We start from the raw sequence: 11,532 nt of genomic DNA, 5'->3' as shown, positions 1-11,532 counted from the left end.
AACCCCCGGTTCGAATAAAAACAAACGAGAGGGGCATTCCCCAATGACTGCAAGTACTCCCATGCTGGTCACCTTCGTGGTCTATATCCTGGCCATGGTGCTGATCGGTTTCATTGCCTACCGTGCGACCAAGAATTTCTCCGACTACATCCTTGGCGGCCGCAGCCTCGGCAGCTTCGTCACGGCGCTGTCCGCTGGCGCGTCCGACATGAGCGGCTGGCTGCTGATGGGCCTGCCAGGCGCCATCTTCATCGCCGGTATATCTGAAAGCTGGATCGCTATCGGCCTGATCCTCGGTGCATGGCTGAACTGGCTGTTCGTTGCCGGCCGCCTGCGTGTGCACACCGAGCACAACAACAATGCGCTGACCCTGCCGGACTTCTTTACCCACCGCTTCGAAGACAACAGCAAACTGCTGCGCATCTTTTCGGCGCTGGTGATCCTGGTGTTCTTCACCATCTACTGCGCATCCGGCGTGGTGGCCGGCGCCCGCCTGTTCGAATCGACCTTCGGCATGAGCTACGACACCGCCCTGTGGGTCGGTGCGGCGGCAACTATCCTCTACGTGTTCGTGGGCGGCTTCCTCGCGGTGAGCTGGACCGACACCGTGCAGGCGACGCTGATGATTTTCGCGCTGTTGATCACCCCGGTATTCGTGATCCTCGCCCTGGGCGATTTCGATGCGGCCATGGTGACCATCGAGCAGGCCAACCCGGCCAACTTCGATATGTTCCGCGGCCTGTCCTTCGTTGCCATCATCTCGCTGTTGGCCTGGGGGCTGGGCTATTTCGGCCAGCCGCACATTCTGGTGCGCTTCATGGCGGCCGATTCGGTGAAGTCGATTCCGGCCGCTCGGCGCATCGGCATGACCTGGATGATCCTCAGCCTGGGCGGTGCAGTAGCGGTCGGCTTCTTCGGCATCGCCTACTTCGCCAACAACCCGACGCTGGCTGGTCCGGTCACCGAGAACAGCGAGCGCGTGTTCATCGAACTGACCAAGATCCTCTTCAATCCGTGGATCGCCGGCTTGATCCTGTCGGCCATTCTGGCGGCGGTGATGAGCACCCTGAGCTGCCAACTGCTGGTTTCGTCCAGCGCCCTGACCGAAGACTTCTACAAAGCGTTCCTGCGCAAGAACGCCAGCCAGACCGAACTGGTCTGGGTTGGCCGTGGCATGGTGCTGCTGATCGCGCTGGTGGCCATCGGCATCGCCTCCAACCCGGAGAGCAAGGTGCTGGGCCTGGTGTCCTACGCGTGGGCCGGTTTCGGTGCGGCCTTCGGCCCGGTGGTGATTCTCTCGCTGGTGTGGAAAGGCATGACCCGCAACGGCGCGCTGGCCGGCATGGTGGTCGGTGCGGTAACCGTGGTGGTGTGGAAGAACTTCATCGGCCTGGGCCTCTACGAAATCATCCCGGGCTTCATCCTCGCCACCCTGGCCATCGTCGTGTTCAGCAAGATCGGTCGCCCGGCGACGCCGACCATGGTCAAGCGTTTCGACGAGGCCGAGAAGGAATACCAGGACGCGCATCTCTGATCGCGTTTCGGTAACCGATTGGTCAAAAGGCCCGGACGGTTGTCCGGGCCTTTTCGTTCGCGTCGTCTGGTAAGCTGCCGCGCCGCGATAGGGAGAGACCCATGAGCACAACCAACGACCCGCTACACGGCCTGACGCTGCAGGCCATCCTCACCGATCTGGTCGAGCACTACGGCTGGGACGGCCTGGCCCAGCGCATCGATATCCGCTGCTTCAAGAGCGACCCGAGCATCAAGTCGAGCCTGACCTTCCTGCGTAAAACACCGTGGGCGCGGGAGAAGGTCGAAGCGTTGTACCTGCAGCGCAGGCGTTAGCTTCTATTGGGGTAGTGACCGTCGCGAACAAGGCAGAAGCAGACGTTCGGTGATTCATTGTGGGAACGGGCCATGCTCGTGATTATTCGCGGGCACGGCCCGCTCCCACAGTCGTAGGGTGGACGACGCCTCACCTACGCGGCCCGACCCGTCCACCGATCGCAATGGTGGATGAAAAGAGCGTCATCCACCTTACGAATGTCCCCTATCGCCACATTGCTGCCTGTCTTTACGGCGGCTCGCTTTACTGGCTATAAAGCTGGCCTTTAGCGAGCCGGTTGCGCGGTTGCTTCCTGCGGCGGCGGGGCGCAGAGGGTGCGGGCGGCTGTTTGCAGGTAGGGGGCAAGAATCGGCTGCATACCTTTGAGTACCTGTACCGGCAGCGCCGAGGTGAAGCGGAAGTTTTCTGCCGCGCGGCCGGGCACGAAGGCGGTGAGGGTGCCAAAGTGGTCCGGGCCGAGAAAGAACACGAACGTAGCCGTGCGGTTCTGCACCCGTGAGCTGATCACCTGGCCACCACGGCCTACGCTGGTCAGGCGGTTATCGCCGGTACCGGTCTTGCCGCCGAGGGTCAGGGGGCTGCCATCGGCCAGGGTGAAGGTGCCCTGCAGGCGCCGCGCCGTACCGCCATCCACCACCTGTGACAGCGCACCGCGCAATGCGGCGGCGACTTCCGGCGCCATTACCTGTCGGCCAGGCTCCAGCACATGACCCAGACGCGTTTCGTAGGGCGTGCCGGTGGCGAAGTGCAGGCTGTCGATGCGCACGGTGGGCAGGCGCAGGCCATCGTTCTGGATGATGCCGATCAGCTCCGCCAAAGCAGCGGGGCGGTCGCCGGAGCTGCCGATGGCCGTGGCCAGGGACGGCACCAGGTATTCGAAGGGATAGCCCAGGTTCTGCCAGCGCTGGTGAATGTCGAGAAACGCTTCGACCTCCAGCATGATGCGAATGCGGCTGTCCCGTGCGCTCTTGTGGCGGCTCTTGAACAGCCAGCCATAGACTTCCTGGCGCTGGTCGCGGCTGGCGGTCACGGCGTCATCGAAGGCGGCTTGCGGATGGTCGATCAGGTAGGCGAGCAGCCACAACTCCAGCGGGTGAACCCGGGCGATATAGCCTTGGTCCGGCAAGCTGAAAGCGCCCGGCCCGTAGCGCGTGTAAAGATCGTCGATGCGCTTGGCACTTGGCGGCTCACCCGGCAGGTGGGCCTTGAGAAAGCCGGCAAAGGTGGCTTTATCGACATCGGGCATCAGGTAGCGGTGAACTGCCGCCAGGCGCGTGTCGGTAAGGCGCAAACCGCCGATGAAGGTGTCCAGTCGCTGCTGTGCAGACTGGCCCTGGTACTTGCGCCAGAAACGCAGCAGAAAGGTGGTGCCTTCGCGGTCGGCAAAGCGGCTCAGGTACTCCTGGCGCCGCGGATCCTTGTCGTCCTTGAGCAGGGCGGCGCTGTTGCCCGGTGCCTGGTAGGTGCTGTAACGCACCAGGTCACGCATCAGGCGAATGAACGGCAGGTTGATCGATTCCTGCAAGGACTCTCGCAGAGTCGGGCGCCGGCCGTCGTCTTCGCGGCGGAAGTTACCAAAGGTATGCAGGCCGCCGCCGGTAAAGAAACGCTCGCTGGGGCTGGCCGAATAGCGCCGCTCCAATGCGGCGTCCAGCATGCCCGCCAGATCCGTGCCGGGCGTGCGCAACAGGTAGTCGATCGCCCAGCGGCTGAGCAGGTCCATGTCGGCCACCTCCACCGTACGCAGCTGGGCGGCGCTCATGCCGGCATGCCGCGCATGCAACTCGGCGATCACCTCCAGGTAGGTCGCCATTACCCGCAGCTTGGCGGTGGAGCCCAGCTCCAGCTTGCTGCCTTCGTTGATGTCGAACGGCTGGTGGGTGTTGTCGGTTTGTACCCGCACCTGGTTACCGTTGGGCGTACGTTCGAACAGGGTGAAGCTGTAACGCACATCGGCGGTCTTGCTGGGCGACAGCAAGCGGTCGCCAAACAGCCCCACGGTTTCGGCGAAGACCGGGTCGGCGAGCTGTTCCAGGTACAGGCTGACCTCCTGTTGCAGATCCGAGTTGAGGCTGGCGCGAGCATCCAGGTCGAGGCGGTCGAGCTGGTAATAGGACAGATCGAGCAGGCTGGCCAGCCGCGCCCGGGCCATGCTGATGCCTTTGTCCGAATCGACGCGCTGCAGGTTGGGATCGGTCTGCCAGTCGCGGTAAGTCACCTGCTCGGCCAGCGCCGCGTCGCGCAATTTCGCATCCAGCACGCCACCATCGGCGAGCAGGCGCAGGTGACTGTCGACCAGCTTGGCCAACTCTGCACGCCCTCGAGACAAATAGTACGAAGGCCGACGCTGGGCGATCATCAGTGACAGTACCTGCCGCAGGGCAAGGCCGCGTTCTGCCAGGTTCGCATCAGCGGAACGCTGCGGGTCGAGTAGACCATTGGTGGTGGCGAAGTCGGCGCCGTACCAGATGCGCAGGCCATCCGCGAGGCCGTGTACTTCACCATGCCCGGGCGCGGCCGAAAGCGGCACGCTGTTGAGGTAGTCACGCACGATGTTTTGCCGGGCTTCGAGGGTCTGCGGGCCACCCTGATAAGCACGCACGCTGGCAGACACCATCTGCCGCAATTTCTCCGCAGGCGCGTGGGTGATGCCATCCGGCGAGTGGCGATACTTCTCCAGTTGCGTGGCCAGGGTGCTGCCACCGGCGGACTGATCCTGCATACCGACGTACTTGCCGGCCTGCGACAGCGCCGCCTTTACGAAGCGCGGCCAGTCCACCGCCGGGTTGGCCTCGGCGGGTTCGCCGGCCAGTAGCTTGCGGTCTTCGATGAACAGCAGGCTGCCGACCACCAGCGGCGGGATCGCCTCGAAGCTGGGGTAACGCTGGCGCGGATTGCGCACCGTGTAGAAGGGCGTGCCGCGGCAGTCTTCGATGGCCACGCCGGTCTGCGCCTTTTCATCGAAGGGCGGGAAGAAGCCCCGTTCGGCGTAGCGCATCAGCGCGGGAGAAAAATGGCTCTGCTCCAGTACTTCGAAGCCTCTGCTTTGCAGACGTTCGATGAAGGTGGGCAAGCGGCTGTAGCCCATGCGCTGGTCGAAAGGGCCGGCGCCGGGGTAGATGACCGCGTCGCTGGAGCCGCTCTCGACCTGGTAGGTGAGCTGCGTGGCGTAGCGGCTCAGTTCAGTGGATTGGAAATAAGCGGTACGCAGCTCGTAGGCTACCAGAGCGGCGCCAGCTATCAGCAGGAGCATCAGCAGTGTACTGACGGCCCAGCGCACCCGGTGCGATGGGCGCCGGGGCTCGAGATGCACAGCGGTCGCCGCTTTGCGCGTGCTGACAGGCGGTGCTGGATCGGATCGCCATAGTGCGCCCATCGTCAACTGGCCCTGGCTTGTCCTTTATCACCAGCGTAGACGCTGGGTCGTATTGTGCCGTGCCCGCCGGGCGGAAAACTGACCGTCGAGGCGCGTGCGGCAGCCTGCGCTAGACACCTCACGTCGAGGTCATGGCTGTGCGCAGCCTGAACCTGGGTAGCGGCTGTCGGTCAGCATGCAATCAGCAGGAGGAAGCATGATGCGAACACTCGAAATGGCTGGTACCCAGGTACCGGTGATCGGCCAGGGCACCTGGCGCATGGGCGAGAAACCGGACCAGCGACGTGGCGAAGTGGCGGCGTTGCGCGAGGGTATCGAGCGTGGCCTGAGGCTGATCGACACCGCCGAGATGTATGGCGAGGGCGGCGCCGAAGAGGTGGTCGGCGAGGCCATCGCCGGCCTGCGTGATCAGGTGGTGCTGGTCAGCAAGGTCTACCCGCACAACGCCAGTCGTACGGGTGTGGCAGCGGCCTGCGAGCGCAGCCTGAAGCGCCTGGGTACCGAGTATATCGACCTGTATCTGATGCACTGGCGTGGGCAGTACCCGTTGGCGGAAACGGTAGAGGCGTTCGAGCGCCTGCGCGAGCAGGGCAAGATCGGCCGCTGGGGCGTATCCAATTTTGACCTGGATGATCTTCAGGAACTGGACCTGCCTGGCTGCGCGACCAACCAGGTGCTCTATAACCCCGAGGAGCGGGGCGTGGAGTTCGACCTACTGCCTTGGCAACAGCGCCAGGGCATGCCGCTGATGGCTTATTGTCCGTTGGGGCAGGGCGGTGCGCTGCTGGCCAACCCGACGTTGCGCCAGGTGGCTGAGGAGCACGGCGTGAGCGCTGCGCAGGTAGCCTTGGCCTGGGCGCTGCGCCAGCCCGGGGTAGTGGCGATTCCGAAAGCAGGCGACCCACGGCATCTGGCAGAGAATGCAGCCGCCGCCGATCTGCAGCTCAGCGAAAACGATTTGCGGATGATCGACAGCGCTTATCCGGCACCGACGCGCAAGCAGCGGTTGCAGATGGTATAGAGCGTGGTTTTCAGGGTGGCGTTGAGCGAAGCGATACCCGTGTAGGTGCGGCGTTGAGCCCCTGTGGCGTGGCGAGGCCGCAATCGTTCGCGCCGGGGGCGACGCTCCTACGCGATGGGTGGTGATGCCGCGATCACTTGTAGGAGCCGCGACCCCGCGGCGAATGGTGGCCGTGATGCGGTGGTGCGGTATGGCCGCAATCGTTCGCGCCGGGGGCGACGCTCCTACGCGATGGGTGGTGACGCCGCGATCATTTGTAGGAGCCGCGACCCCGCGGCGAATGGTGGCCGTGATGCGGTGGCGTGGCGAGGCCGCAATCGTTCGCGCCGAGGGCGACGTTCCTACGCGATGGGTGGTGATGCCGCGATCACTTGTAGGAGCCGCGACCCCGCGGCGAATGGTGGCCGTGACGCGATGGTACGGTATGGCCGAAATCGTTCGCGCCGAGGGCGACGCTCCTACGCGAGAGGTGGTGATGCCGCGATCACTTGTAGGAGCCGCGACCCCGCGGCGAATGGTGGCCGTGATGCGGTGATGCGGTATGGCCGCAATCGTTCGCGCCGGGGGCGACGCTCCTACGCGATGGGTGGTGACGCCGCGATCACTTGTAGGAGCCGCGACCCCGCGGCGAATGGCGGCCGTGATGCGGTGGCGTGGCGAGGCCGCAATCGTTCGCGCCGGGGGCGACGCTCCTACGCGATGGGTGGTGATGCCGCGATCACTTGTAGGAGCCGCGACCCCGCGGCGAATGGTGGCCGTGATGCGATGGTACGGTAAGCCTGCAATCGTTCGCGCCGGGGGCGACGCTCCTACGCGATGGGTGGTGACGCCGCGATCACTTGTAGGAGCCGCGACCCCGCGGCGAATGGTGGCCGTGATGCGGTGGTGCGGTATGGCCGCAATCGTTCGCGCCGAGGGCCGAGGGCGACGCTCCCAATGGGTATTCAGACCATCGGCCCAGCTCCCGCCCTCCGTTTGGAGGGCAGGAGAACGGTCAACCCGCGACCAGCACCCGGATGGCTTCCAGGCGCAACGCCGCTTTGTCGAGCATCGCCAGGCCCTGTTCGCGCTGCTCACGCAGGGCTGCCAGCTCGCTGTCACGCACGCTCGGGTTGACCGCTTGCAGGGCGGTCAGGCGGGCGAGTTCCTCGTCCAGCTCGGCCGCCAGGCGACGCTTGGCTTCACTCACGCGTTCGATATGGCGCGGCTGGATCTTCGCTTCACCGGCGGCAATCTGCGGGTTGAGGGCGTCGCGCTGGGCCTGCACGAACTTGTTGGCGCTGGCACGCGGCACGCTTTCCAGCTGGTCGTTGAGGGTCTCGAAGGACACCTTGCCCGCCAGGTCATTGCCGTTGCCATCGAGCAGGCAGCGCAGCGCGGCCGGCGGCAGGTAGCGACCCAGTTGCAGGCTGCGTGGTGCGACCACTTCACTGACGTAGAGCAGCTCGAGCAGCACGGTGCCGGGCTTGAGCGCCTTGTTCTTGATCAGCGCCACCGAGGTGTTGCCCATCGAGCCGGAACGCACCAGGTCCATGCCGCCCTGCACCATGGGGTGTTCCCAGGTGAGGAATTGCATGTCTTCACGCGACAGGGCCAGGTCGCGGTCATAGGTGATGGTCACGCCTTCGTCGTCGCCGAGCGGGAAGCTGGCATCCAGCATCTTCTCGCTGGGGCGCAGGATCAGGGCGTTGTCGGAGTGGTCCTCGCTGTCGATGCCGAAGGCGTCGAACAGCTGCTCCATGTACATCGGCAGGGCGAACTGGTCATCCTGCTCGAGGATCGCTTCGACCAGCGCTTCACCTTCACCAGCGCCGCCGGAGTTGAGCTCCAGCAGGCGGTCACGGCCGGCGTGCAGCTCGCTTTCCAGGCGCATGCGCTCGGCAGTGGCTTCGTCGATCAGCGCTTGCCACTGGCCATCGTCGGCGTTTTCCAGCATCGGCAGCAGGCGGCTGCCGAACCGGTGTTGCAGGGCGTTGCCGGTGGGGCAGGTGGCCAGGAAGGCGTTCAGTGCCTGGTGATACCACTGGAACAGACGCTCCTGTGGGCTGTTTTCCATGTACGGCACGTGCAGCTGGATCTTGTGCTTCTGGCCGATCCGGTCGAGGCGGCCGATGCGCTGCTCGAGCAGGTCCGGGTGGGCTGGCAGGTCGAACAGCACCAGGTGGTGGGCGAACTGGAAGTTGCGGCCTTCGGAGCCGATTTCCGAGCAGATCAGCACCTGGGCGCCGAATTCTTCGTCGGCGAAGTAGGCCGCGGCGCGGTCGCGCTCGAGGATGCTCATGCCTTCGTGGAACACCGTGGCCGGGATGCCGGAGCGCACGCGCAGGGCGTCCTCCAGATCCATCGCGGTTTCGGCGTGGGCGCAGATGACCAGAACCTTGAATTTCTTGAGCATCTTCAGGGTGTCGATCAGCCACTCGACGCGTGGGTCGAAGCGCCACCAGCGCTGCTCTTCCTCGATGTCCGCCTGGCCCTGGTAGCTGACTTCCGGGTACAGCTCGGCGTGTTCGCCCAGCGGCAGCTCCATGTATTCGTCGGGGCTCGGCAGCGGGTAGGCGTGCAGTTCGCGCTCCGGGAAACCCTGTACGGCGGCGCGGGTGTTGCGGAACAGCAGGCGGCCGGTGCCGTGGCGGTCGAGCAGCTCGCGGGTCAGGCGCGCACTGGCCTCGATATCGCCGTCGGCGACCGCGGCCAGCAGGGCTTCGCCCTCGGCGCCCAGAAAGCCGTGGATGGTCTTGTGCGCGGCGTCGGACAGGCGGCCCTTGTCGAGCAGCTCCTGCACGGCTTCGGCGACCGGCTGATAGTTGGCGCTTTCGGCACGGAAGGCTTCCAGGTCATGGAAGCGGTTCGGGTCGAGCAGGCGCAGGCGCGCGAAGTGGCTGTCCTGGCCCAATTGTTCGGGAGTAGCGGTGAGCAGCAGCACGCCAGGGATGACTTCGGCGAGCTGTTCGACCAGGCTGTATTCGCGGCTGGCCTTTTCCGGGTGCCAGACCAGGTGGTGGGCTTCGTCGACCACCATCAGATCCCAGCCGGCGGCAAACAGCGCGTCCTGGGCTTTCTCGTCTTCGCACAGCCATTCCAGCGCGACCAGGGCCAGTTGCGCGTCTTCGAACGGGTTGCTGGCATCGCTTTCGATGAAGCGCTCGGCGTCGAACAGCGCCACTTCAAGGTTGAAGCGACGGCGCATTTCCACCAGCCACTGGTGCTGCAGGTTCTCCGGTACCAGGATCAGCACACGGTTGGCGCGGCCGTTGAGCAGCTGGCGGTGGATGACCAGGCCGGCTTCGATGGTCTTGCCCAGGCCCACTTCGTCGGCGAGCAGAACGCGCGGCGCGATGCGGTCGGCCACTTCGCGGGCGATGTGCAACTGGTGGGCGATGGGTTGGGCGCGCACGCCACCCAGGCCCCACAGCGAGGACTGCACCTGCTTGCTGGTGAATTCCAGGGTGCGGTAGCGCAGCGAAAACCACGGTAGCGGGTCGATCTGGCCGGCGAACAGGCGGTCGCTGGCCAGGCGGAATTGAATGAAGTTGGACAGCTGGGTTTCCGGCAGGGTGACGTTCTGGTTCTGCGCATCCAGGCCGTGATAGACCAGCAGGCCGTCGACGTCGTCGACTTCGCGCACGGTCAGCTTCCAGCCTTCGAAGTGAGTGATCTCGTCACCCGGCGAGAAACGCACGCGGGTCAGCGGCGCATTGCGGGTGGCGTATTGGCGGGTTTCGCCTGTGGCCGGGTAGAGCACGGTGAGCATGCGGCCGTCCTGCATGAGGATGGTGCCCAGACCCAGTTCCGCTTCGCTGTCGCTGATCCAGCGTTGCCCCGGTTGATACTCCGCCATGCTGCCTGTCTCCACCTGTGAAAAAGCCGGCTATGGTACCGGAAACGCCGGCCCTCGGCCAAAGGTGCATGGTGTGGATTTGGCACTTACTGACCGATACCCGGTCAGAAGTGTAGCGATACGACGCTAAAGCTGCCTGCCCGGCTGCCGACAAGCGTACAAAGGGAGCGCTTTTATGTTGCCGCCGATTCCACAAGGCCTGATTCCGGTCACTGCCCAGCAGGACGTGGTCAAGCCGCGCCCGGAAATCGCTCCGGTAACGCCGACCGCCGAGACCGCCCAGGAAGATGCGGTCGGATTGGAAAAACGCCATCCTCAGGAAGTCGAAGAGCGCCTGCGTGAAGAGCAGCGGCGTCGGCAACGGCGTGGTTACACCGCCGCCGAGCTGGCCGAAGGCGACGTGGATGAACAGGATGAGCCCGCCATCGACCAGTTGCCCCGCCAGGGCCTGTGGGTGGATGTTGAAGTGTGAGCAACGTTGACCCCGCCTCCAGCGCCCAGGGCGCTCTGTTCGACCGATCCGATCTGAATCTGCCCGACGCTGACCTGACGTACCTGCCCGCCTGGCTCGACCGCGCCACGGCCGATCACTGGCTCGACCAACTGGTCCGCGAGACGCCGTGGCAGCAGCCCGAGGTGGTGCTGTTTGGCAAGCGTCATCCGGTGCCACGGCTGTTGGCCTGGTATGGCGACGCCGAGGCCCGTTATCGCTATTCCGGGATGGTGCATCAGCCGCTGCCCTGGACGCCGCTGCTCGCGGAGATCCGCCAGCGCCTGGTCGATACACTGGGGCATTCGCTCAATGGCGCGCTGCTCAACTACTACCGCGATGGCCAGGATTCCATGGGCTGGCACAGCGACGACGAGCGCGAGCTGGGCGAGGACCCGCTGGTGGTTTCCCTGAGCCTGGGCGGCGAGCGGCGCTTCGACCTGCGCCGCAAGGGCCACACCCGCATTGCCCATTCGCTGATGCTGGCGCACGGCTCGCTACTGGTCATGGGCGGCCAGACGCAGCATCATTGGCAGCACCAGGTGGCGAAAACGCGCAAGCCGTGCGCGCCGCGCCTGAACCTTACATTTCGTCTGATCCGGGCGCCGCTATGAGTAACGATGTAAAGCTGATCGACTTTGCCGCCGAGCGCGACAAGCGCATTCACGACCTGCGTGACAAAAAGCTCGAGGAAATGCGCAATGCCTTCGAGCAAGCGCTGCCGCTGCCCAAAGGCAAGAAGAAGGCCAGGAAGCCAAAGAAGCGCTGAGCAGTATTTTCCCTGACGGAGTGGGCTCTCTGCTTCGTTTCCCTCCTGTTGCGTATCCAGCTCATGGATACGTGCGCAGATTTCCCGTTCCGCATCCCCTCATGATCCCTGACTGTTTCGGCAGGCCGTGCGTTGCCCTTGATCTGGGTCAATGGCGCGCGGCGCAGCGCTGTTAACGTAGCCCCATAC

General features: G+C 64.7%; 8 protein-coding genes. 6 read left to right on the top strand and 2 right to left on the bottom strand.

What is annotated here, in order from left to right; all coding sequences use genetic code 11:
- Positions 1-43: 43 nt before the first annotated feature.
- Positions 44-1,534 (top strand): sodium/proline symporter PutP, encoded by a 1,491-nt coding sequence (gene putP / locus ACZ0AV_RS06455; RefSeq protein WP_499150273.1) that lies wholly within the window; start codon positions 44-46, stop codon positions 1,532-1,534.
- A 101-nt stretch (positions 1,535-1,635) separates the two neighbouring features.
- Entirely contained in the window at positions 1,636-1,848 is a 213-nt protein-coding gene (locus ACZ0AV_RS06450) for a VF530 family protein (protein WP_092364341.1), read from the top strand.
- 266 nt (positions 1,849-2,114) lie between these two features.
- Here ACZ0AV_RS06450 and ACZ0AV_RS06445 read toward each other — a convergent pair whose 3' ends face one another.
- Positions 2,115-5,225, bottom strand: a complete 3,111-nt coding sequence (locus tag ACZ0AV_RS06445; RefSeq protein WP_499150272.1) for a transglycosylase domain-containing protein — start codon at positions 5,223-5,225, stop codon at positions 2,115-2,117.
- 199 nt (positions 5,226-5,424) lie between these two features.
- Here ACZ0AV_RS06445 and ACZ0AV_RS06440 point away from each other — a divergent pair, with 199 nt between their 5' ends.
- A complete protein-coding gene (locus tag ACZ0AV_RS06440) occupies positions 5,425-6,246 on the top strand; it encodes an aldo/keto reductase (protein WP_499153310.1) in 822 nt (273 codons plus the stop codon).
- Between the two features lie 994 nt (positions 6,247-7,240).
- On the opposite strand, the gene rapA is transcribed toward ACZ0AV_RS06440, so the two are convergent.
- Positions 7,241-10,084 carry an RNA polymerase-associated protein RapA gene (gene rapA / locus ACZ0AV_RS06435; RefSeq protein WP_499150271.1) on the bottom strand — a complete coding sequence of 948 codons (2,844 nt, stop codon included), beginning with the start codon at positions 10,082-10,084 and terminating at the stop codon, positions 7,241-7,243.
- 175 nt (positions 10,085-10,259) lie between these two features.
- On the opposite strand from rapA, the gene ACZ0AV_RS06430 reads away from it, so the two are divergent.
- From ACZ0AV_RS06430 to ACZ0AV_RS06420, 3 genes are read left to right on the top strand one after another with little or no spacing between them, the layout of a single operon-like run.
- Complete coding sequence (locus tag ACZ0AV_RS06430; protein WP_070881669.1) at positions 10,260-10,556, top strand: aspartate-semialdehyde dehydrogenase; 297 nt, start codon at positions 10,260-10,262, stop codon at positions 10,554-10,556.
- A 35-nt stretch (positions 10,557-10,591) separates the two neighbouring features.
- Positions 10,592-11,188, top strand: a complete 597-nt coding sequence (locus ACZ0AV_RS06425) for an alpha-ketoglutarate-dependent dioxygenase AlkB family protein (protein ID WP_499153309.1) — start codon at positions 10,592-10,594, stop codon at positions 11,186-11,188.
- A complete protein-coding gene (locus ACZ0AV_RS06420) occupies positions 11,185-11,343 on the top strand; it encodes a hypothetical protein (protein WP_499150270.1) in 159 nt (52 codons plus the stop codon). The genes ACZ0AV_RS06425 and ACZ0AV_RS06420 overlap by 4 nt, the downstream gene beginning before the upstream one ends.
- Positions 11,344-11,532: the final 189 nt, after the last annotated feature.

The organism is Pseudomonas sp. AC532 (assembly GCF_979258965.1).
This window is presented reverse-complemented; position numbering and strand designations above follow the sequence as displayed.